Below are 22392 nucleotides of genomic sequence, written 5' to 3' on the forward strand. Positions count from 1 at the left end.
AGTCGGAGAATTCGATGCTTAGCTCCCTGACCATGGCCAAGAAACTCATCCTCGGCTTCGGCGTCGTGCTGGGGTTGTTGTTGATTGTCGGCGGGTTTGCCTATGTGACCATCAACCAAGCATCGACCGATTTCTCGAGTTACCGCGACAAGGCACGCAAGGCCAACATGATGGGCGAGCTGCAGGCCGCCATGCTGATGAGCCGCATGAATGTGAAGGACTTCTTGATTACCAAAGGCAGCGACAAGGATCGCGCTGAATTTCAGCAATACGCGCAGGAAACCAAGCGCCTACTCGATGAGGCCGAGTCACAGATCTCCAGTCCGGAGCGCAGCGCCAAGGTTCGTGAAGCCCAGTCGATGATCGACACCTACATCGAAACCTTTGGCGAAGTCGAAAACGAGATGGCAAACCGTAACCGGCTTCTCTACGTCGTGCTGGCGGACCTGGGCCGAAGACTCGAGCAGGGCCTGACTGACATCTTCACGACCGCCGTTCGCGACGGCGATCCTGATTCCGGTATCGACGCGGCGAATGCATTGCGCAATGTTCTGATCGCGCGCCTCAATGTCATGAAATTTGTTGATGACAACCTCCAGGAAAGCCGCGATGGCGTCCATCAGGAATTCGACGATGCAGCGAAACTGTTCGATGACCTTGACCGTGGACTCCAGAATCCTAATCGTCGACGTGTCCTCGCCGAGGTCATGCAGATGGAAAAAGAATACATCGCTGCATTTTCTGAGCTGGAAGAAACGATCAAGACCCGTAACAACCACGTTCAAAATACCCTTGACGTACTCGGCCCCGAATTTGCGAACCTCCTCAACGACATCAAGCTGTCCTACATCCAGGAACAAGACGAGCTCGGCCCCAAGGTCCAGGCCGCCAACGAGCGTGCCGTCTTCATCATCTCAGTGCTGTCCGCCATCGCCTTGCTGTTCGGCGTCGTCATTGCCTGGCTGATCATCCGCGGTGTCATGGGCCAGTTGGGCAAGGACCCGGCCGTGATCGCAGAGGTGACAAAACGCGTCGCCCAGGGTGATCTTGGGATTGAGTTCGATCAGCATGACCTGCGCGGCGTCTATGGCGACATGCATGGCATGGTCCAGCAGCTGCAGCAGATTGTCGGCGAGGTGCGGGTCGGTGCCGATAATCTCAGTTCTGCCTCGAGTGAGGTCAGCTCCACCGCCCAGGCTCTGAGCCAGGGCGCGACCGAGCAGGCCGCCAGTGTCGAGGAGACCACCGCGAGCATCGAAGAGCTCAATGCCTCGGTCCAGCAAAATACCGAAAATGCGCGCGTCACCAACGGCATCGCCAAGAGCTCAGCCGAGGAGGCCCGGCAGGGCGGTGAGGCGGTCACCCGCACCGTCAGCGCCATGAAAGAGATCGCCAGTAAGATCGGCATGATCGAGGAGATCGCTTACAAGACCAATCTGCTCGCGCTCAACGCTGCCATTGAGGCCGCGCGCGCCGGTGAGCATGGCAAGGGCTTTACGGTGGTGGCCGCCGAGGTGCGCAAGCTGGCCGAGAACAGCGGCACCACGGCGCAGGAGATCAACGAACTGGCCACCAACAGCGTCTCCATCGCCGAGGACGCCGGGCGCGTACTCCAGGAGATGGTGCCCAACATCGTCAAAACCGCCGATTTGGTCGAAGAGATCACCGCAGCCTCTGGCGAGCAGGCCTCTGGCATCGGCCAGATCAACGAGGCCATGGGACAGCTCGACAAAGCGACGCAGCAGAATGCGTCCTCCTCTGAGGAGCTGGCCGCCACCGCCGAGGAGCTCAGCGGTCAGGCCGCGCAGCTGCAGGAGACCATGGCCTTCTTCAAGTTGTCGGGCGGAAAGCGCAAGAGCGCGCCGGCGAAGAAAGCTGCCGTGTCCCCGCGTCAGGGCGAGTCGGCCTTCGCCGGCGAGGGTTCCGGGGGCAATGCGTCGGATCAGGATTTCGAGCGTTTTTAGGCGAGGTTTGGCATGGCAGCATCGCTCGATACGCGCCAAGCGTCAGACAACAAAGCCGGGGCGCAGAGCGACGGCGCGCAATACCTGAGGTTTTCGGTCGCCGAGGAGCGACTCGCGATGTCCATCGGCGCGGTGAACTTAATCATCGAGACGCCGGAGATTGCTGCCTGGCTTATCCGCCCGACTAATCAGCCTGGCTAATCCCACGATTGCCCTTTGCACATCGGCAGCGAGGCGCGCGGGGACGAGGGATGATTGCGCTTGTATCGCGCCAGCACCGGCTCGAGTTGTTGCTTGGGCCAAAACTTCGGAGCGCCGATCTCCTTCAGGCAGGATGCATTCCAGTATAGACCTGCCCGCGACAAGGGGCGGCCGGCCGCAACCCTTTGCGCGACGGCCTCAATGTCCGCTGCCTCGGGATAGATGTACAAGGTGGTCGGGTCGTTCTCCGTCATGTCGACTATCTCCTGCGTGTCCCGCGGCGACCAGCTCGTGCATCCGCTGCTGCGGCCGCCGGAGTAGTCCACCAGATTTCCCAGCGGGGCGTAACCCTGGGCATTCGCGTAAGGGCTGCCAGGGGCGCGCAGCAAACAGGCGCCCTTGATCAAGACCGCCGGATGCCCCCCGATTGCGCGCTGCTCGGCGTTCGCGGTTTCGCCTTCGCCTTCGAACGGAATGAAGGGGCGCACCAGAGGCGCTTTCCGGCCCGACGACGCCTGGTAATAGCCCTTGAAGGAGGTTCGTGTCTCATCAGTGACATAGACTCCCCCTGCCGTTAGCTTGGAGCCCAAGGCGTTGCTGAAATGCTTCGCGCAACGTCTGCCGTTCCTGAAATCCTGCATGCCTTGGAGTGTTCGACCGCCGCCGTGGCCTGAGGAGATCGCGCGAAACGACCGCTTGGACTCGCAGATAATGTAGAAGCGGCGCCCCTGTCCGCCATCGCCTGATCCGTGCGGGCGCGTCGCGTCCATCGCAAAGTAGCAGGGATTGCGAACCGCCCCCTCGCCGACCTTGCGCAAGTAAAGCGCCCGCGCCCTCTCTAAGACCACCGGTGCGATCTGCCCGTCACCTTCGCCGACATGGGCCTTCAGCCAGGACGGGATACCCGAGGTCGGCTCCGCAGGGAAGGATTGCGCCGACGCCGGCAAGGAGATGACGCTGATAAATAGGCTAAAAATCGTGATAAGGCCGGATCTGCTTTGCATCGATCAATCCTCTCGCCGCGAAGTCTTGCAATTGGTTCAGGAGGTGACGGCATAAAATACACGATCGCCGAGAAAGATCGGCCTTAACGATGCCGCGTGCTTCGAACTGGGCCCCTGTGAGTTCCAGCTTAGCGTAACAAAGTAGAAATTTATTGCTGCGGATTCTTGTTCAGGCTGTAACCTTTGACGCTGCGCGCACGACTCAGCGAGTTGAGATGACCCTGCACCCCCGCGAAAACCATCAACTTGTCGGAAGGGACTCGGACGAGGGTTCAGGGGATGCGCTCTTGGCAATGGTGGCTGGGAGCTACCTGATCGCAGCCCTCGCCGGACTGCCGTTGTATGCGGACGGCGGGCATTATCTGTTTCGCATCATCGTCGATGGCTTGCCCTATGTCCCCGATGGGCGGCTTGCGGCTGTCATCCCCCAACTCCCGGCGTGGCTGCTGGTCCAACTGGATGCGAGCCTGGTTGCGCTCAGGCTGGCGTTTTCTGCTGGGTATCTGCTGCTTCCGTTTCTGTCGCTGCTGGCATGCTGGTTGATCGTGCGTTCGTCCGTACCATGGCTGATGGTTTTACCAGCGAGCGGCGCTCTGTTGAATCAGATCAATGCCTCCGCCGTCTCGGAACTCCTCGCTATCGTCTATCTGATGTGGCCACTGGTGCTCGCCCTTAGCCGCTATGGCGAGCGCCGGATCATCAGGTTGCTGACCTGGCTGGCCGCGCCGGTGATGCTGACCTTGCATCCGGTCGCACTCTTGGCTTGTGTCGTGCTCGTCGTGGTGGTCGAGATGACGATCAGGGATCGACTGCTGTCAGCCTGGCTTGTGGTCTGCGCCTTGGCCCGGCTGCTCTGGAGCCTTCAAGGGCTCAGCGGGTATGAGCAATCGCACCTGGCGGGTGACGGAGTGCTGTGGTACCTGCTGACCCAGACACTTGGCCAGCATGCGATGCTGTTCGCCGTCACCCTGGTCGGTCTTGGCGTCGCAGTGGAATTGCTGCGCAGCCCGGTGCAGGGTTTCAGTCTTGCGCCCAGAGTCGCCGGAGCTTTGCTGGTGATGGCAGCGGTCTTGGTCGGGTTCGAGCTGATTTTGGGGCAGGGTTGGCGGCTGAAATCCGGCATAACCTTCCCTGTGCAGTTGCTGCTAATGATAATCAGCGCATTGAGCGCGCCCGCCCGGGGGCAACGCGACCGGCTGAGATCAAGGCCAGGACCGGGACCAGGATCAAGAACATCGGGCGCGGGCGCGCGTTGGGCGCCGGTGCTGCGGATATCTTTGTTTGGGATTGCCGCTTTGATGCTGGTCAAGAGCGCCGCCTGGTGGACCGCAACGCGCGGGCTGCAGAATGTGGTGAGCGAACCTGGCGACGCCTGTGTTCACCATGGTCGGCAGACCCCATTCGCGCTGCAATGGCCATGGATGGCGGTCATCGATGAATGGAATGCCCCGATGAATGCATTGCTGTTCCGCCCCGGTTTCCGAGCACCGGGGAGCGAAACCCTCGCTCCGATCGCAATTCTGCTGCCCCGTGACGGCTGCGAGCAGGTTGCCACCACCGGGATCGCTTACCTGACGCCGTGGTTACCGGTATCCTGGAGCCTTCTCGACCAGCGCTTCGGTCCGCTGCGAGCGCTGCCTTCCGAGCTGCCGCGTTCTGAGCCGCCCCTCTCAGAGTTGCCCCTGTCTGAGCCGCAAATGCCCCGCTGACTATGAACGCAAGCACTCAAACCAATGCCGCGGACAAACTTTGGACCTTGATCCTTGCCGCGTCGCGCCTGGGGCGCTCGCGAGCTCTGGACCTTGAGGTCGCGGCCGGCTATGCGCTTGGCGACGGCCAGGAGCCCGCGCTGAAACCCTTGAGGGACCAGCAAGGGCGCGCCGCAATCGAGTGGTTGCCGAGAACGGGCTGGCAGCTGTCCGACACAACAACGGAAGAGCCGATGCGCTCCCTCGCCGAGCTGTATCTTCCGCTTTGCAACCCGCTGAACAACAGCAGCATGGTCTTCGCCCATCTGGGGCAAAGTATCGACAGTTGCGTCGCGACCGCCTGCGGCGATTCCTGCTACGTCACCGGGGAGGAAAATCTGCGTCATCTGCACCGCATGCGCGCCCTTTCCGACGCCGTGCTGGTTGGAACGGAGACAGCCGCCTGCGACAACCCCAAGCTGACCACTCGGCTGGTGGAAGGAAAAAACGCGATCCGGGTCATCCTCGACCGCCGCCGCCGGTTGCCGCCGGGTCTTGGTGTCTTCACCGACACCGATGCGGAGACCTGGCTGGTGTGCGACCATGATCAACTCGATGCACCCGGCTCTGTTCCCGCGCGAGGCCGGCTGATCGGGTTGCCGACCCGCGATGGCCATCTCGACCTGGTGAGCTTAATCGAACGGCTTGCTGAGCTCGGCATCCAGCGCTTGTTCATCGAGGGCGGCGGCGCGACCGTATCGGCATTCGTGGCCGAGGGTCTGGTCGACCGGCTGCAAGTCGCCATCGCCCCGCTGTTGATCGGCGCCGGGCGGGTTGGGCTGTCACCGCCGGCCAGCGACCTCCTGCGCAACGCCATCTACCCGTCCTGTCGCCTCTATCGCATGGGACGAGATATCCTCTACGACATGGACATGCGCCGTCCCCAGGACGGACGCACGGATCAGCCGCCGACCGGTTTAGAGCGAATTGCCTAGGCCTGCGAGGGAACAGTTGGGAGACTCCGGCTGCCGAGCCCCGCTGCTTCCAACATTATCTCGTCCCGGACTTCTAAGATTCGCTCGCCTGACTTCCGCCGATCTTTCCGCACTGCGGCACCGGGCTAGAGGCGGCGGAAGGGTCCGTTCTCGACCCAATGCAGACACTTTATATGATAACCCCGGCGTCGGGAATGCGTTCCGTAGCGGACGCTGCGAGGTTCGTCGCGTTGATTACCGAGGCCGACCCCGCCCGATCGCCCCTGTTTGCTGACGCCAGCAGGGGAGGATGCCCCCGAGCCGATGCCGAACTGGGGTCTGTTCGGTCAGCCCGAGCCTGTCGCCGAGCACGATCAGCGCATCGCTTGGTAGCCGTCGCCTCCTGCAAGAGAGGGGCGCCCCTGTTCTGCGGGTTCGCTGGCTCCGGATTCTCGCCCCAGCGCCCGGAAATACGCGCGCTCGCAACACTCGCGACGTCCGTCAGCCCCGCAGTTGGACGTTGACCGCGCACCCCACCCCCGCTAATCTCCTTCCTCGGGCCAACCTGGACGCTCAGGGTGGCTTGGATTTCCTATCCGTCATGGGTCGGTGGATAGAGTCGCTTTCCCTCGCCTCCGGCGAGAACAAAGGCAAGAACCTTGAGCTGCATATCGCCTCCTATGCTGTCGGGTGTTATTTGGTGCGTTGATCGATGCGTTCGGTCCGCGGATCTGCACTCATCGGTGCAGGCGATCACCCGATAGTCACCGGCGATAAAAAACACGGCCAACCAAACCGTTAAAGTAACAAAGTAGAACTAATGACAGCCTAGTCTTATTGGCGTGGCTGCACCTTGAGCTCGACACGGCGGTTGAGGGCGCGACCTTCTGGGGTGTCGTTAGGGGCTATTGGGTTGTCTGGGCCGTAACCACGTACTTCAAGGCGCGCGGGATCGATGCCGGCATTGATTAGATAATCCGCGACAGCTTGCGCACGCTCATCGGAGAGGCGGAGATTTATAGCGTGCACACCTTCGTTGTCTGAATGTCCCTGAATTTCGATTTGGATTTCAGGGGTTCTGCGCAAGACCTCCAGCACTTGATCAATCGACGCGGTGTCGATGCCGGCGAGACTAGCGCTGTTGGTGCGGAACTTCAGATCGCTGAGCACCCAGCAACCGCGCTCGTCAGTGGTGATACCTTCAGGGGTGTCTTTGCAGTTATCGGATGCATCATCGACGCCATCGCCATCATCGTCGATTTTAGGCGTGCAACCACGGGTGTCGACTGGAGTGTCTGCAGTGCTGCCGGGGCACTGATCAAGGCTGTCAGGAACGCCGTCGGCGTCGGCGTCGAGCGCGCAGCCATGGGTATCGACCGGGCTCCCTGCGGCACTGTCGGGGCATTGATCGAGGCTGTCTGGAATACCATCGGCGTCGGCGTCGAGCGCGCAGCCATCGGCATCGACTGGGGTGTCCGCCGGCGTCTTGCCGCACAAATCCATGCAATCGGAGATGCCGTCGCCGTCGCGATCCGGAAGACATCCCTGGGCATCGACTGGATTGCCCGGCGCGGTGTCAGCGCATTGATCGAGTTCGTCAGGGACGCCGTCGGCATCGGCATCAGGGGGGCAGCCGTGCGTGTCTACCGCGAGCTTGGGCGCGGTCTCGGGGCAATGATCGACGGCATCATTGACACCGTCGCGGTCCTGGTCGCGGGCGCGCAGGCGTTGCTCGAGCAGCCGCGCGGGCCTGCGAAACAGCCCATCGGGCAATAATTCGACATAGAGTTTGACCACATCGGGATTATCGCTCCGGCGCACCCGACTCCACAATTCGCTGTCGATTCGACGCAGGCGCGCTTGTGGGGAGATGCGAGCCTGGCCTGGCATTGGCACGATGGCATCGTTCGAGCGGGCATCCTTGACGATACCACTGAGCAGTGGAGCGACCACGTCGGCGCGCCGTTCGTCACTCAGGGGAACGAAGCCGAGTGCGCGCAGATAGCCATCTGGCCCGGTCGCCGCCTCACTGGTCAATTCGGTCACAAACTCACGCAACCCCGGGATGACACCAATTTGACCGTTACGGATAAATAAATAGACCGGTCTCGCGCCCGGATAATTATCATCGTTGATGGTCTCGACCGTTGGCAAGGCGCCATTCAAGGCTACCGGCCGCAGGAGCTGGGCGTTGCTGACGAGTGTGGACTGATCGACAACGATAAGCTGGCCAGGATCGAATCCGTCCTTGTTCTCCAGCACTTTTTCCAGCTCCTCAAGGTAAGGTTCAATCACCTCATCGTCGCGAAGTTGCGTGCATTGGCGTTCAAATTCCTCGGCATTTTTCTCTTCCAAGGCCGCGAAGTAAGGGATTTCCCGACAACCCGTGCGCAGGATGTCGAGAAAAAGATCGTAGGCCACCGACGCTCGCGGTGGAACGATCAGGATAATGGGCGCGTCCGGCAAGCTGGGTTCAACCTCGCTCCAAACGCGGTAAGGATTGTCCATTAACACAACTTGGGTTGCGGCATCGGCTGGTTCCGCCGGCCGGGGTTGTTCGGCGTCAGTGACGGGCTCGGGAACGGCTGCGGCCAAGGCCAGAAACAAGGTGCGCGGCGCAATATCCGCGAACCCGTCCTCGAACGCGGCCAAGGCTACCGCGTCGTATCCTAGTTGCAGGCTTGCCAACTCGCTGACGCCGTTGCGCACGCAAATGGCTTGTTCGCGCTCACTCATCTCGCGGTTGGCAAGCGCTAGATCGGGGAATTCCGATCCCTCGCCGCTGCAGAGAAGCTTGAAGGCGGTGCGGGTGTCGGTGATCTCGATGCGCGGAAATTTGAACGGCGTGGTGCGCCCAAAACGGTCGGACAGCTCGGAGAAAAACGGATAGACCGTACGCGGACCGATCACGCTGACATGATCGCGCAGGGCAGCCGCGACGACCGACGCGCCGCACAGACTAGCAACAAGCACCAGCGCAAGCGTTTTGCGCTTTCCAGAACGACGGTTGGCGAAGCGACCGATGCTCATACGCCTTAGCTGCGCCGCGGTTTGTCGCGCGGCGCCGAGGCGAGGAGCAACAGCAGCCCAATGATGGGCGTGAGCACAATGGAGCCAAAGAAATAGCCCCAACCGCCCATGGTTCTATTGCGACCGAATAATCCGATGATGATCGCGAGTCCGGTATAGGCCACCACGGCCATGGGGATCATGAATGGGTGCATGTGGTTTTCTCAAGACGAGTGGGACAGGAAGCCTCGTAATTACGACCCTTCCACGAGGGGGCTTGAAACATCGGTAGGAACATTCCCCTCAGCAGAAGGAGACTGGATCTGTCCTTCTTCGAGGGGCTCCGGGACATAGGTATGGACACCGCCTTCAGCGGAATGAAATTGGATTTGTCCTTCCTCGAGGTGGGCGAAATCGAGGGTCTTGGCATAAATGCTGCCGTCCTGGTCGAAGGAATGACGCCCGGTGATGCCCTGCCAAGACAGGGTATAGCGGATAATGGTCGCCACCGAGAACGGCACTGTGCTCTTGGCTTTCTTCATCGCCTCCGCCAACATTGTCACGGTATCGTAGCCCTGTGCGGCCCAACCATCGGGGTCGATGTCGTAACGCTCATTGAACTGTCGTATAAACTGCCTCGTGCGCCAGTTGTCGGCATAAGGATTAAACAGAATAGGGATAATCAACGGCGGAGTCTCCTCTCCCAGCTCCCGATGCAGGGCGAGCGGATCATTCATGCTACCGAGCAGAAACGGGATACGGAAGTTCATTTCGATGCCCTGTTTGACAATATCCTCGGTATTCGCGTTTCCCGCCGCGAGAAACAGGGCATCGAATCCCGCGTAGCCAAAGCCAGCGATAATTTCGCGGAAGTTCTCGCGCTGATCGAAGAACGACTGCCGGCTGACGATATCCAGACCGAGGGCGGCCGCCTGCTTGGCGAAGGCCTTGGCGATTTCGAAGGATTCGTCGTTACGGCTGTTGAGAATACCGATGCGGCGATAGCCAAGACTAAACGCCTGGGTCGCAATTTGGGCACCGATCAGCTCGTTATCCGGAACGGTACTGAATACGTATTGAAAGCTGTGCTCGGTGAGCGAGCGATCGGTGACAGCGGGATTGATGAACAGGATGCCGGCCTGTTCGTAAATGATCGAGGCCGCGATGGCGGTTGCCGTGTTGGAGTGACCAATGACGGCAACGATGTCGGGGTTGTCGCGCACGCTGCGCCCAACCTCAACGCCGCGGCTGCCGCCATCGCCATCGACGATGGCATCGTCGAAGTCCACGAAGGCAAGCGGTCGATCGAGAATGCCGCCGGCGGCATTGATACGCTCCAGGGCAAGTGTTGCGCCCTTGATGAAATCATCTTCGCGCGTACTATCCCAGACAAGGGCAATTTGAATCGGGCCTTCCCCAAGCGCGGCACGGGCCACGCGTTGGTTCTCGCTCACCTTGCCGCAACCGATCAGTAGCAGTCCGATGAAAAACAGCAGCAGACCGAGGCACGGTCGGCGACAGCGGGGCTCCACGGTAACAGCGATCAAGGCGCCGGCGGTCCCGACGCATTGGCGGATGCCGGCGAACTCGGCTTGAGGCTGGGCGGTGATAATCCTGCATTCGCTCCAGGAGCCGCTTCATCGGCAGACGATGACATTCCCGCGGCGCTGGTTTCGCGGGCTATCCCCGCATCCGATGAAACCTCCAATGCGCTGGCCTCAGTCGTTGGCACATTGTCGACGGGCGCCGTCTTGTCGGGAGCAAACATATCGGCGCCGAGAATTACCGGTAAGCCCCCATCACCGGCACCGATGATCACGATCTTGGAATTGTTCGATTGGGCCAGCTCACGGGTGGCACCGATCCCTTCCCAAAGGATCATCTCCTGGGTCAAGGTTTCGGCGATGGTGGCCTGGTAGTCGTGAATACCCTGGGCCTCGATGCGTTTGCGCTCGGCTTCCTGGTTAGCGGCTGCGAGAATGTACTCGTAGGCATACCAGTGCTGCTGTTCGACCAGTTTGGCCTTGATCGCCTTGCGGATTTCGTCGGGAAGCGAGACGGTGCGGATAATGATGTCGTCTATGTAGACAAATTTCTGTCCGGCCTCCTCAATGGCCTTGACGATAATATCAGTCAGAATCCCTTCCTTGTTCGTGTAAATATCCTCGGGATCGTGCTTGCCGATATTGCGGCGCAAAACCGATTCCACCTGCGGCACCACGATGGTTTTGACGTAGTCCGGCCCCACGCGCTGATGCAGCAATCCGACCATTTCAAATTCGGGATGGTAACGAATGGCGAGCGTGAGCGTGATGGTCAGCCCTTTGTTGGTCAGAACATCGAATTGGTGCAGTACCGTTTGCACCCGCGTGTTGTAGACGAACATGCGGTTCCAGGGCCAGAGGAGATGCAGCCCTTCCGGATATACCTGATCCGTCACGGTTCCGCCGTCGAACGGTCGGTATAGAACGCCTGCCTCGCCGGGGCGGATCATCGCTACGATACCGTGCCACAAATACATGACGACGAGAATGGCGGCAAGCAGTGCCATCGCGATGACCGGCGGCACATGATCCAGGAAAGCGCGTTTCGAAAAGGATCTGCGAGAACGCTTGCGCGCCTCGCGATCAGCTTTGCCCACCCGCGCGTTGATCGGCGCTTCGGTTTCGGTCATAAAAGCCAAAATCCCGGTGTGTATACCCCAAGCTGCGGCCAAGGCCACCATGGCCGCGGGCCGCTCTTAAAAAAATCACCCGAGTTGAGAGGCAAGCGGGAGGGAACCTGTGATGCCTTTACTGAGCCGAGTCGGCTGGCTGCTTGTTTTCCTCGGCCACTTGCGCGGCCACGTCTTTGCCCTTGCGGAACTGTTCGCGGAAACTTTTGCGAACATTCTTGGGGTTGAAGTCCATGAGTGTGCCGCCGGAAGCGAAATGCGCAGCGAACACCTTTCCGACTGCATAGGTCAGTGCACCGGCCAGAACGGAGACGCCTGCCGCACCAGCGACGCTTCCCAGCCCGGGGATGATTTTAACGAAACTGGCCAGAGTAGCGCCGAAAGCCGCAGGCAGAACACCGCCAATGAGCGACAGCACCAAGGTTTTGGCGATGTTCTCAGAGTATTTGATGCCGTAGAGCTGAGATAGACCATGCACCATCTTCAACTGCACGGCGACAATGGAAACCATGTCGAAGACAGGAATCGGCACAAGCCCCAAACCCATGGCGGCGATGACATGACTGCGGATTCGCGCCGAAACCGCATTTGCATCGACAGTAACCGCCTCACTCGGGACGGCGTCGGTGGTCGGCGTGGATTCCTCAGATTCAGTGGTATAGGTCATTGTTAAGTCCTCGTGCACCGCGATGGCTGAAGTGGCTGAAAATCGAGAGGAGGCTTGGCATGCGGCAAATCGTGAGTCTAAGAAGCAAACTCGGCGGCTACGCACGACCAGAATATCCCAAAAACGAACAATGACTATGCAACGATCCAAGAAATAATGCAATGATGGCATTGGGACAGAATTCTACGCTCGGCGACTCGGTACTCATTGTGCGTGCAGGCTTTTCTGAAACCGGATCTTGTTCTTTGCCATCACCTGGCCTCAATGGATGCTCTGTTGACTATTCAACATGTTGCTGGTGTCTGGAGACCTCTCGATCATGATTGGCGCGAGACTGCTGCGCGAGCTCTGGCGCTTAGACCGCGTTCGCACCCTCGTCGTTGGTGCGCTGGCGATGGCGGGCGCCTTGGCGCAAGTCGCTTGTCTGATGATATTGACCTTGACCGCCCGCGATATCTTGCTCGACCGCGCACCCGCTGATTTTAAAGTTCAGGTGCTGCTGTTTATGGCGTCGCTGTGCTTGGCCGTCGGGCTGAAGTTCTGGTCGCTGCGAGGCTGGGCGGATCTGACCGAGGAGCTTTCCGCCGAGTTGCTGATTGCCACGAACAAAGAACTTGCCGCCGCCGATTTGCGCACCATCGAGACCCTCGGTCAGGCAGAGATTCTGGCGCGTTTGACCGGTGATATGAAAACCCTGTCAGCGGGAGTCTGGTCGCTGATGGCTGCGGTGCAGACGGTGACCATCCTGTTCGGTGCGCTCTTGTCGCTGCTGCTGTTTGCGTTCGGGGAGACGCTGATTATCGGCTTAATGACCGCTTTGTTTTTTCTGATTATCGGTTCCCACTACGAGCGAATAGATCATGCTCATCATGCAAGCCTGGTTGCCGATGACCGCTTCCAGCAACGCTTGCGCGACCTTATCCTGGGCTTTCAGGATCTGGCCATGGATAGGATCAAGGCCGGGCGTTTTATACGTAAGAGCCTCAAGCCGGCGGCCACGGGCTTTCGCCGTTTGCGCATGCTGTATGCGCGCCTTCTGGCACGGCAGTCACTATTTTTCGACATTTACGTCTTCACCATGGCCGGGTGGATCCTATTCATCGCGCCTGTATGGGGCATGACGCAGAACGTCATTATCGTCGTCGGCGTCTTCTTCTACGTGCTTGACCGGATTGAGCTGCTTTCGGTTCAGTTGGCCCAGATCTCGGCAGGCACCGCCGCAGTGGAACAGTTAGATCATTTGCGCGCGCGTTTGCCTGCCCCTGAAACCCGATCCCAACCGCGCCTGGACGCCTTCGGCCAGATTCGCATGCAGGCGCTTGAGTACCACTATTGTGATCCGGATGGCCAGACAACCTTTACCATCGGCCCAATTGATCTGTGTTTCGAGGCGGGAAAGATCTACCTTATTCAAGGCGGTAATGGGTCGGGAAAAAGCACGCTGATGAAGTTACTGACCGGACTCTACGAGCCACATGCAGGACGCATTCTGCTCGATGACGCCCAGGTTTCGATACATGCCTACCGCTCCCTGTTTTCGACGGTATTTACCGATTTTCATTTATTCGAGACATTGCATGGCCTAGAGGAGATCGATAGCGAGCAGGCAAAGTTTCTGCTGCGCAAATTCGCCATGCAGCGGAAGGTTTCCATTGCGCAGGGCGCGTTTTCAACAACTGATCTATCGACGGGGCAGCGCAAGCGCCTGGCGCTGATCGCCGCCTGCCTGGAAAAACGCCCGGTGTATGTTCTTGACGAATGGACTGCGGATCAGGACCCTGAGTTTCGCCACTTCTTTTTCGCCGAGCTGTTGCCTTGGCTCAAGCAGCAAGGACATACAATTTTCGCGGTCACCCACGACGACCGGTACTTCGGTTATGGCGACTACGCTTTGCGTCTCGACGCAGGGCAGGTACGGGTGCTGGAGCCGAAGGCTCCGGGTCACACATGATCGAGTATTTGCTCACATCGACGATCCGTCGCACCCTGCGCGCGCTCATCCGCGTCAACCTGCTGATGGGGCTGGCTTGGCTCGTGCTGCTGTTTGCCACCATGGCGGCCCTGGACGCGACGCAAGCAGACGGGCGCATTGCGCTGATCTATCTCTTGGTTGCCCTGATCTTGGTTGTCTTCGGTCGATGGCACTCCATGCTCTCGGCGCGCTTTGCCATCGACATCATTACGCAGACCAATGTTCGTATAGCTGAGTGCCTGTTGCGACTGTCCTTCGCCGATTACGAGCGGCTGGATCGGCCGGCGCTGCTCGCGTTGATCTCCGAGGACAGCCGTTTGGCCCTAGACGGCTTGTATGCCATCACGGGCTTTATCGCGCTCTTCATGCTGCAGATGGCATTCCTGTTGTATCTGGCCTTCTTGTCGCCGGGGCTGTTTTTATTGTCGGTGGGTTTTCTTGGCACCATCTATCTTGCGGTGTTTTGGTTGATGTACCGGATTCTGCGCATGGAAGACGCGATCTCAAAGATGGATGGCCGTTTGTATCGCGGTCTGAGCGGACAGTTGTTTGGGTTCAAGGAGTTGCGACTGCACCAACCGAAGCAACGAGCCTTCATGCAGACCGAGATCGAGCCGCCGATTCGGCAGATGCAAGGGGAGAGAACGCGCGAAAAATTCTTCCTGTCCTTGCTTTTCTTGATCAGCGACAGCGCCTTGCTGTTGTTTGCGGGCATCTTCATCGTCTTCGTTCCGTTGTTTGTGCCGGACATGGCCAAACTGGCCGCTCGCAGCGGGCTGGTAGTCTTGTTTTTTCCTATGGCCATGTTCATGGAACTGCCAACGGTGAGCCGTGCCGCCTTTGCTTTTGGGCGATTGGACACGGCATTACGGCGACTGGAAAACCTGGCCGCGCGGAACGCGATACCTCAAGCCGATACGGATGCACAGGCATGGCCAAGCGGTGCCCCGCCGACCCTGCGCGCCGAGGGCTTGGCGTATCAATATCCCGATCACGGGGGCGAGGCAGGTTTCGCCTTCGGCCCAATGGATCTCACCATTGAACCGGGCACCATCACGTTTTTGGTCGGCGGCAACGGCAGTGGAAAATCGACCTGTCTCAAACTACTGATCGGACTCTACCAGCCGAGCAATGGGACGTTGTTACTCGACGAACGGCCGGTGGATATGGCCGGCTATCGGCGGCTGTTCGCCACAGTCTTTGTCGATTCCTATCTGTTCCAGCATGTGCTCGGTGTCGGTGAGTTGGACGAGGGACGGGTGAATCGCCTGCTCGACACCTGGGGTATCGGCCACAAGACCCGCTTCCAGCGCGGCCGGTTCACCAACATCGACCTCTCCACCGGACAGAAAAAGCGGGTAGCCATGGTGGCTGCATTACTAGAGGATAAACCCTTTCTGGTCCTCGACGAGTGGGCCGCTGATCAGGCCCCGGAGTTTCGCGCCTGGTTTTACCAACATTTTCTTCCCGAAATGCGCGCCCTGGGCAAGACCATCGTCGTCGCATCCCACGACGAGCAATTCTTCGCCATCGCCGATCAGGTACTGGTATTCGAGGACGGACGATTGCGCGGATCACAGCCACCTGCGCACATCGCAACCCACTGATGAACATCCCCCATTTGTTGATTGGTGAGAGTCCGGCGCAGCGCCGCCAGTCAGTGCTGTTGGCCGTCCTGCTAGGGCTGTCCTATGCGCTGGCCGGCACCCTGATTGGGCAGGCGGTGGCCAGTCTGCCAGGGGTTCCCGAACTGCGCTTGCTGTTGGGTTTTCTGGCGCTGGTTGCGCTCAATCTGCTCGTGAACGGCATGGTAATTTTCCGCATCGTGACCCGCATCGAAACCGGCGTAGCGCGTTTGCGCCGGGACTTGCTGGCGGGCCTAAGGCGCTTGGATTATCCGTCCTACGAGCGGCTCGGGCATGATGCCATCTATTTCAACCTCGCCACCAACGTGCGTCGGATCTCCGAGGCCACGGCCTTGCTCGGCAAACTTCTACTGAATATCGTCGGCACACTCGGGTGCCTGATCATGCTGGCCACGCTTTCCCCCGCGGCGGTCGCCTTCGTGCTGGTGGTCATGCTCGCGGTGGGCTTCGTTTACGTCATCAACCAGGTCCATATCGGCCAAGCGCAACAAAATGCCGCCGCGCAAGAGCGACGGTTTTTCTCCGGCATGGAAGGCATTGTCCACGGCTTCAAGGAGCTCAAGCTACATGAAGGCAAATGCCGGGATTTTTTCTCTTGGGAAATCGAGCAGTCCTCACTCGCCGCCGAACAGGCGAGGACCAGCGCCGGAATTCGCTTCCTGTTCAACTACGCGCTGTTCGCCCTCTTGTTGCTACTTTGCGTGGGGGTGTTGCTGTATTTGCTGCCGTTGCTGATCCCGCAATTTTCCGAAGTGGCGGTGAAAGCTGCGATTCTGGCCGGAATCGTCCCGATCGCGGTGTTGCGCGACTTGCCCGTGATTGCGCGTGCGCGTCTGGCCTTGGACGAACTGACCAAGTTGCAAACGCGCCTGCAAGAAAGCGTTGGGGAACCGGCGCCGCGCGCGCAGCAGCCCGTCGCGCTCAGCCGCCTGGAATTGAAGGACGTCACCTACCGCTATACCGATGCCGTCGGCGCAACCTTGTTTCAGGTCGGCCCCCTGAGCACCACGTTTCGGGCCGGAACCCTCAATTTCATCGTCGGCGGTAACGGTAGCGGAAAATCGACCCTGGTGAAGCTCATGACCGGCCTGTATCCGCCCCGGTCGGGACGGATTCTCGCCGCCGGACGCGAGCTTTCCGGCGCTGAACTGCGGGGTCTTGTGACGCCGGTGTTCGCCGACCCACATCTGTTCGACCGGCTCTACGGATACGCACAAACCCCGCCCGAGCTGATCCAGCGCTGGCTGGCCGACTTGGACTTGGAACGTAAAACCGACTACGCACAGGGACGCTTCACCCATCCGCGCCTATCGACGGGGCAGCGCAAACGCTTGGCTCTGATCGCGGCCCTCATCGAGGAGCGTCCACTGCTGATTCTCGACGAGTGGGCCGCCGAGCAGGATCCCGAACACCGTGACTGGTATTACCGCGAGTTCCTGCCCACGCTCAAGGCGCAAGGGCGTATCGTCGTGGTCATTAGCCATGATGATCACTATTTCGGCCTTGCGGATCAACTGCTGGTCTTGGATAACGGACACATTAAAGGATGACCGCTGGCGCACGCGAGCACACCGACGACAGGTCCCCCGCTGCTGAGACCGAAGCCCCTAAACGGGCCGAACAACCTCGCGGAGGACTGCGGTTATATCAAACGATCATCGTTGAAAGCCGTTACGGCGGGCTGCTAGCTTTGTCCATCACGCTGCTCTGCGGCGCGTTGCAGGCAGGCATGATTTATCTGATCGCGAGCGATGCCGAACAGTTGGCACGGCAGGAACTCGATATCCCGGATCTCATGTCGTTTCTGCTCGCCCTGAGCCTATTCGGAGTGGTGTTCGTGGTGCAGTTGCGTCAGGCCACCCGGGTTAGCGATCACGTAGTCACGCGCATCGCCCTGCGCCTGGCGCGAAGCTTACGTGCCGCCTCGTTGCCAACCCTCGAAACCGTTGGCCCGGACCGAATCATCACCGCGGTGACCCGTGATCTGACCACCATCGGCGGGGCGCTACCGCTCGCCTTCAGCGCGCTCCAAACCGGCGTGATGATCGCCGTTTGCATCCTGTTAATCGCGGCAACCAATCTCACGGTACTGCTTGTCAGTGGCCTGTTGCTGAGCACGATTCTATGGTTGGTGCGTCGGAATCATCTGCGCATGCGCCTCGCCTCGGCAGCGGCCGCCGAGGCCGAAGGTCGGTTTTGCTCCTACTTGGAACACGCCCTACTCGGCTTCCGGGAGCTGCGGATCAATCATGCGAAGCGCCACGATTTTTATGCCCGCTATCTGTTGCCGCAAGTGGAAGAGGCAAGCGTCCGGCGGCTCGAGGCCGGCGCCTATTTCGTGCGCCAGATGCAACTGTCGCATGGCACCTGGTTCGTGCTCGTGGGCGCGGCGGCCTTCGTCGCCCCCGCTTTGGGGGTTGCCGAAGGCGTGACCACCGCTGTGCTGATTCTGACCTTCTTGCGCACGCCCATGGTGGACATGGCCACCTATTTGCCCTCGCTCCTCAACGCGCGCCTGGCGCTTGAGCGATACGAGGATCTGGAAGCGGCGTTGGACACCGCGCAGGGGCCGTGGCCGGATGAATCCGGCATGGAGAGTTCGCTCGCGCAAACCGCGCAGCCCGAGCCACCGCCCACGTTCGATCACCTGAGTCTGCGACAACTGGCTTACGAGTATTACGATCCCGCTGGCGCTCCCTTATTTCGCGTCGGCCCTATCGACGTGACCTTGAAAAGCGGTGAGGTGGTGTTGGTTTCCGGGGGCAACGGCAGTGGCAAAACCACCTTCCTCAAACTCCTGACTGGATTGTATCCACCCGCCTCGGGCCGCCTGATGCTCGATGACCATCCGCTATCGCCGCATCAGGCGCGCGCCTTGTTCTCAACGGTGTTCACGGATTTTCATCTGTTTCAACGCCTATACGGCATTGAGGAGATCGATCCCGAGGAAACCGGAAGCTTACTGAGAACGCTCGATTTGACGCACAAGGTTTTGATTCGGGATCGGGCTTTTTCGACCACCGCACTATCGACCGGACAACGCCGACGGCTGGCGTTGATTGCCGCGTTGCTCGAACGGCGCCCGATTCTGTTATTCGATGAGTGGACCGCCGATCAAGACCCGGAATTTCGGCGATTTTTCTACCAGGAGTTGTTGCCGCAGCTCAAGGCTCAAGGGAAAACCATTATCGCCGTCACCCATGACCAAACACCCGTGGCCTGCGCCGATCGGCATTGGCGCTTACAAGACGGGCGTCTGGAGGAAATGCCGCGCGGGTCGCATGTCATGTAGCGTGCCGCCGCCCACGAGAATGGAGTCCGATGATAGACAGGCACAATGACAGGCTGGAGATCGACGGCCAAGGCAGAGAGGAGCATACCCCATGAAACAACGACCCCAACCCGTTTTAATGATTCCCTTGCGCCGCTGTGGTAGTCATGCCTTGCGCTTGCGTCTGAATTTTAGCCCAGAGTTTTACTCGCCCTATCCAATACATGTAGTAGATTTTATGCCACTGCTACCTAAGTATGGAGATTTAACTAAAGATCACAATTATTTTCAATTAATTGTAGATTTAATTGGCTTGCAAAATGCAACGATGGTGAAATGGAGTCGCGTGGCACTGGATCCGGTTATGATATTTGAGGCGCTACACCTCCAGCCGCGCGGCATTCACATGGTGTTATGGGAAATGCTTCTACAGGCCGGAGAACAACACCATGCAAAAGTGGTTATGGATAAATCACTGGACAGCGTGGTGTATGCCGAAGAGCTATTTGCAGCGCAACCAGAATTGCGTTTCCTCAACGTAGTACGCGACCCTCGTGCGCAAATCAGCAGTATGAACCAGGCAATTATTTACGATTTTGATACGTTGCTTAATACCCAACGCTGGGTCTCTGCCCACCAAGCCGCCCGGGCTTTACAGGAAAAATATCCGCAGCGCGTCCTGACGATACGCTTTGAAGATTTTATTGCCGATCAAGAAAGCATCTTGCGTAAAATTTGCGATTTTCTCAATATCACATTTCTTCCTGCGATGTTAGACATCTCTTGCTCCAGAGAGGCCCGAGAGATTTCAAGTTTATCCTCTTTATGGGAAACCAATGTATATTCGCCCATTGCTGCCAATATCGATAAGTTCAAACAACTGCTGAGCGAGATGGAGATTGAGCTTATCGAAACCCTAACTGCTGATTTCATGGCATTGTATGCGTATGAAAAAATCACCCCTGCCCGCGCCCAGGTTTCAAAAGCGGATATTCAAGCGGCTCATGCCCGCAGTGATGAAAACAAGAACCAGGCATGGGTGCGTTTAAAGCAGCACAATATGTATGATTACCTATTACGCCGTTTTCGCAATGACTATTTAGACAATCTAGCGCGACGCTTTTCCTCTGTAAATTTCGGAATCGGGTAGAATACAGCGCGCGGAACCTTAGGTGTGAGCTTGGCTTTTTCTGCGGTCCATTAGGTTGAATCAGTCCGATCCGGATCGATACCCGCTGCTTTGAGAAGTTTGAGCAGGCGTTCCTTTTCTTCGTGTTCGGCTTCAGCACGTGCCTGCGCGTTTTCAGCTCTCGCCTGCGCGGCTTGGGCCAGCGCGGCATCGACCCGTTCTTGAGTCTGTTCCAACTGCCGTTCGATATCCTGCAACTCCTCGAGAATATCGTCTTCAAGTTCCATCGCGTCGGTGATCTCTGGTTCTGCGGCGGCCGACCATCTCGCGGCACTCATCCCCCCCGCCCAGGCGCCACCGCCATCGCTACCATGGCGTGCTCGCGCCAAACGCGCCCCTGCGTGCGGCGGCCGTCGTCTTGGGGCGTGACCTGACCGACGACCCGAGCGCCTCCGCCGAGCTCGCCGCACCCCGTCGCGCACCGGCCCCGAACGCGCGCTCCCCAGCGCGCTACCTCTGGGCTGATATGTTTTGACCTGTCAATGTTTGGTAGTAACTATTGTTTAACCACCTCTTCTTCTTTGTCTTTTTTCGAAAACGTTGTTCTCGGGCCGGTGATGGCAAACACCTTGGCTCAGGGCACCCAGCGGCAGACTGCGACGGTGGATCATGCTGATATACGTGGATTGGGTACCACCGGACTTCACTGCGTCGCGGAGCTGGCCTTTCTCTAAGAGCAGGGATCGGCACGTGGGATGCCCATGATGGGATTCTCCCGCGCACCACCGGTATAGCCCAAACAAGGGTTCTCCACACCGGCCGCGGATGCCCTGAATCAAGGTGTCTGTTGGGTTCTCCATGGTTGAATCGATTGGGGTTGCGTCAGCGGGTTGTCAGCATTGGCTCAACATGCGGCCACTGATCAGACCGCTTGGGCGTTCACTTGAGGCATCTCCTGGCGCACGATGTCCCAGAGAAAACCGGCCAGCTCCCGGGCAATGGCCACGCACACCAGCTTGGTGTTTTTGCCGGCACCGGTGAGCGTGCGGTAGCGCCCGCACAGGCGCACCTGCGCCTTCCAGGCGATGCGTCTGGCCCCGGCTGAGGCGTTCACGGCCTTGCCTCGGAGATGCTTGGTCTGGCGTGCCGGGAAGCGATAGCTCCAGGCCGATTCGATCAACATGCGCCGGGCGTGGCTGTTGCCGGTGAGCGTAATCGCCCCTTGGCGCCGCCGTCCGCCACTGGAGTGCTCGCTGGGGACCAGTCCGAGGAAGGCCATCAGTTGGCGCGGGGAGTCGAAACGACTGATATCGCCCAGTTCAGCGAGCAGCACGATCGCGGCGAGCTTGTCGATACCGCGCAGCGCCACCAGGGAGTCAACCACGGGGGCAAGTGACCACTCCGGCAATGCGCGCATGAGCTGATCGGTGAGCTGAGCGACGCGCTCACCGGCGGCCCGCTCAGCGTCGATGTAGTTCTGTAGCACCACCTGCTGCCAAGGATCGGCCATTTTCAGTCCGGCCAGCCAGTTCTCATGCGCCGCACCCCAGCGCGTCTTGCCGGTGGGCCAGTGGTGACCGTGACGCAGCAAAAAGGCGTTGAGCTGCTGACGGGCTTTGCGTTCCTGGGCTTTAATATCATCGCGCGCGCGGCTGAGATCGCGCATGCGCTCCTGCTCTTGGTCGGGAACCCAAACCGCGGTGAGATCGCCGCTGCGCAGCAGTCGCGCGAGCTTCAGCGCATCGCGCCGGTCGGTCTTGATGCGCTCGGCGGCTTTCTTGGGAATCAGCGATGGGGCAACGACTTGGCAATCATGGCCGCTGGCGAGAAGCTGGCGATAGAGTCCATACCCGCAGGGACCGGCTTCGTAGCAGAACAACAGCACCGCTCCATCATAGGCTTCGCTCAGACGGGCGATGAGTTGCTCGATCTTCTTGGGCTTGTTAGCAATCTCGCCACGATAAATCGGCTCCTGACGTCCCGGCTCAGCCACCGCCACGGCGATGGTGTCTTTGTGCACATCCAGGCCAATATAGGCGCCGTGCTTGTGTTCCGGCTGGTTACTCCCGTGCAGCAAGGCGGATAGGGACGATGCGCTCTCGATGCGATCGGTTGCTGGGTTAAACTGCTTCATGACCTGCTCTCCTCAAGGTGGCTCTGTGTCGGTGGTTCTCCATCCTCAACATAACCTAC

General features: G+C 59.3%; 17 protein-coding genes. 9 read left to right on the top strand and 8 right to left on the bottom strand.

Annotated features, from left to right (window positions below; genetic code table 11):
- Positions 1-14: 14 nt before the first annotated feature.
- Positions 15-1964, top strand: a complete 1950-nt coding sequence (locus Thiosp_RS04825; protein ID WP_201066975.1) for a HAMP domain-containing methyl-accepting chemotaxis protein — start codon at positions 15-17, stop codon at positions 1962-1964.
- 12 nt (positions 1965-1976) lie between these two features.
- Positions 1977-2165: a hypothetical protein gene (locus tag Thiosp_RS04830; protein ID WP_201066976.1), complete on the top strand. Its 189-nt coding sequence runs from the start codon at positions 1977-1979 to the stop codon at positions 2163-2165.
- On the opposite strand, the gene Thiosp_RS04835 is transcribed toward Thiosp_RS04830, so the two are convergent.
- On the bottom strand, positions 2162-3169 hold the full coding sequence (locus Thiosp_RS04835; RefSeq protein ID WP_201066977.1) for a hypothetical protein: 1008 nt from the start codon (positions 3167-3169) through the stop codon (positions 2162-2164). The genes Thiosp_RS04830 and Thiosp_RS04835 overlap by 4 nt on opposite strands.
- 215 nt (positions 3170-3384) lie before the next feature.
- Here Thiosp_RS04835 and Thiosp_RS04840 point away from each other — a divergent pair, with 215 nt between their 5' ends.
- Positions 3385-4878 (top strand): hypothetical protein, encoded by a 1494-nt coding sequence (locus Thiosp_RS04840; protein WP_201066978.1) that lies wholly within the window; start codon positions 3385-3387, stop codon positions 4876-4878.
- Positions 4879-4880: 2 nt separating this feature from the next.
- Positions 4881-5852: a RibD family protein gene (locus Thiosp_RS04845; protein ID WP_201066980.1), complete on the top strand. Its 972-nt coding sequence runs from the start codon at positions 4881-4883 to the stop codon at positions 5850-5852.
- An 813-nt stretch (positions 5853-6665) separates the two neighbouring features.
- Here the strand turns inward: Thiosp_RS04845 and Thiosp_RS04850 are convergent.
- The 5 genes from Thiosp_RS04850 to Thiosp_RS04870 all read right to left on the bottom strand — a co-directional run bounded on the left by Thiosp_RS04850 (position 6666) and on the right by Thiosp_RS04870 (position 12181).
- The gene (locus Thiosp_RS04850; RefSeq protein ID WP_201066982.1) at positions 6666-8861 is read right to left on the bottom strand and encodes a phosphate ABC transporter substrate-binding/OmpA family protein; all 2196 of its coding nucleotides are present in this window, start codon (positions 8859-8861) and stop codon (positions 6666-6668) included.
- Between the two features lie 5 nt (positions 8862-8866).
- A complete protein-coding gene (locus Thiosp_RS04855; RefSeq protein WP_201067000.1) occupies positions 8867-9055 on the bottom strand; it encodes a hypothetical protein in 189 nt (62 codons plus the stop codon).
- Between the two features lie 39 nt (positions 9056-9094).
- Positions 9095-10387, bottom strand: coding sequence for an ABC transporter substrate-binding protein (locus Thiosp_RS04860; RefSeq protein ID WP_207188067.1), 1293 nt, complete (start codon positions 10385-10387; stop codon positions 9095-9097).
- Positions 10384-11514 (bottom strand): prohibitin family protein, encoded by a 1131-nt coding sequence (locus tag Thiosp_RS04865; RefSeq protein WP_201066985.1) that lies wholly within the window; start codon positions 11512-11514, stop codon positions 10384-10386. The genes Thiosp_RS04860 and Thiosp_RS04865 overlap by 4 nt, the downstream gene beginning before the upstream one ends.
- A gap of 118 nt (positions 11515-11632) precedes the next feature.
- On the bottom strand, positions 11633-12181 hold the full coding sequence (locus Thiosp_RS04870; protein WP_201066986.1) for a YcjF family protein: 549 nt from the start codon (positions 12179-12181) through the stop codon (positions 11633-11635).
- A gap of 289 nt (positions 12182-12470) precedes the next feature.
- Here Thiosp_RS04870 and Thiosp_RS04875 point away from each other — a divergent pair, with 289 nt between their 5' ends.
- The 5 genes from Thiosp_RS04875 (at position 12471) to Thiosp_RS04895 (ending at position 20220) form a co-directional block, all read left to right on the top strand.
- Complete coding sequence (locus Thiosp_RS04875; RefSeq protein WP_323696841.1) at positions 12471-14132, top strand: cyclic peptide export ABC transporter; 1662 nt, start codon at positions 12471-12473, stop codon at positions 14130-14132.
- Positions 14129-15760 (top strand): ATP-binding cassette domain-containing protein, encoded by a 1632-nt coding sequence (locus Thiosp_RS04880; protein WP_201066988.1) that lies wholly within the window; start codon positions 14129-14131, stop codon positions 15758-15760. The genes Thiosp_RS04875 and Thiosp_RS04880 overlap by 4 nt, the downstream gene beginning before the upstream one ends.
- Positions 15761-15909: 149 nt before the next feature.
- The gene (locus tag Thiosp_RS04885; RefSeq protein ID WP_323696842.1) at positions 15910-17349 is read left to right on the top strand and encodes an ATP-binding cassette domain-containing protein; all 1440 of its coding nucleotides are present in this window, start codon (positions 15910-15912) and stop codon (positions 17347-17349) included.
- Between the two features lie 179 nt (positions 17350-17528).
- Entirely contained in the window at positions 17529-19091 is a 1563-nt protein-coding gene (locus Thiosp_RS04890) for a cyclic peptide export ABC transporter (RefSeq protein ID WP_201066991.1), read from the top strand.
- Between the two features lie 91 nt (positions 19092-19182).
- Positions 19183-20220, top strand: a complete 1038-nt coding sequence (locus tag Thiosp_RS04895; protein ID WP_201066993.1) for a sulfotransferase family protein — start codon at positions 19183-19185, stop codon at positions 20218-20220.
- Positions 20221-20270: 50 nt separating this feature from the next.
- Here Thiosp_RS04895 and Thiosp_RS04900 read toward each other — a convergent pair whose 3' ends face one another.
- The gene (locus tag Thiosp_RS04900) at positions 20271-20486 is read right to left on the bottom strand and encodes a hypothetical protein (protein WP_201066995.1); all 216 of its coding nucleotides are present in this window, start codon (positions 20484-20486) and stop codon (positions 20271-20273) included.
- 635 nt (positions 20487-21121) lie between these two features.
- Positions 21122-22333 carry an IS110 family RNA-guided transposase gene (locus tag Thiosp_RS04910; protein WP_323696718.1) on the bottom strand — a complete coding sequence of 404 codons (1212 nt, stop codon included), beginning with the start codon at positions 22331-22333 and terminating at the stop codon, positions 21122-21124.
- Between the last annotated feature and the right edge of the window lie 59 nt (positions 22334-22392).

The sequence above is a fragment of the Thiorhodovibrio litoralis genome, assembly GCF_033954455.1.
In the GTDB taxonomy this organism is placed as follows: domain Bacteria; phylum Pseudomonadota; class Gammaproteobacteria; order Chromatiales; family Chromatiaceae; genus Thiorhodovibrio; species Thiorhodovibrio litoralis.

Coding starts and splice junctions, on each gene's coding strand:
- Thiosp_RS04825 (WP_201066975.1), top strand. CDS start 15: ATGCTTAGCTCCCTGACCATGGCCAAGAAACTCATCCTCGGCTTCGGC.
- Thiosp_RS04875 (WP_323696841.1), top strand. CDS start 12,471: ATGTTGCTGGTGTCTGGAGACCTCTCGATCATGATTGGCGCGAGACTG.
- Thiosp_RS04855 (WP_201067000.1), bottom strand. CDS start 9,055: ATGCACCCATTCATGATCCCCATGGCCGTGGTGGCCTATACCGGACTC.
- Thiosp_RS04850 (WP_201066982.1), bottom strand. CDS start 8,861: ATGAGCATCGGTCGCTTCGCCAACCGTCGTTCTGGAAAGCGCAAAACG.
- Thiosp_RS04840 (WP_201066978.1), top strand. CDS start 3,385: ATGACCCTGCACCCCCGCGAAAACCATCAACTTGTCGGAAGGGACTCG.
- Thiosp_RS04845 (WP_201066980.1), top strand. CDS start 4,881: ATGAACGCAAGCACTCAAACCAATGCCGCGGACAAACTTTGGACCTTG.
- Thiosp_RS04890 (WP_201066991.1), top strand. CDS start 17,529: ATGATTTATCTGATCGCGAGCGATGCCGAACAGTTGGCACGGCAGGAA.
- Thiosp_RS04880 (WP_201066988.1), top strand. CDS start 14,129: ATGATCGAGTATTTGCTCACATCGACGATCCGTCGCACCCTGCGCGCG.
- Thiosp_RS04900 (WP_201066995.1), bottom strand. CDS start 20,486: ATGGAACTTGAAGACGATATTCTCGAGGAGTTGCAGGATATCGAACGG.
- Thiosp_RS04870 (WP_201066986.1), bottom strand. CDS start 12,181: ATGACCTATACCACTGAATCTGAGGAATCCACGCCGACCACCGACGCC.
- Thiosp_RS04830 (WP_201066976.1), top strand. CDS start 1,977: ATGGCAGCATCGCTCGATACGCGCCAAGCGTCAGACAACAAAGCCGGG.
- Thiosp_RS04835 (WP_201066977.1), bottom strand. CDS start 3,169: ATGCAAAGCAGATCCGGCCTTATCACGATTTTTAGCCTATTTATCAGC.
- Thiosp_RS04865 (WP_201066985.1), bottom strand. CDS start 11,514: ATGACCGAAACCGAAGCGCCGATCAACGCGCGGGTGGGCAAAGCTGAT.
- Thiosp_RS04910 (WP_323696718.1), bottom strand. CDS start 22,333: ATGAAGCAGTTTAACCCAGCAACCGATCGCATCGAGAGCGCATCGTCC.
- Thiosp_RS04895 (WP_201066993.1), top strand. CDS start 19,183: ATGAAACAACGACCCCAACCCGTTTTAATGATTCCCTTGCGCCGCTGT.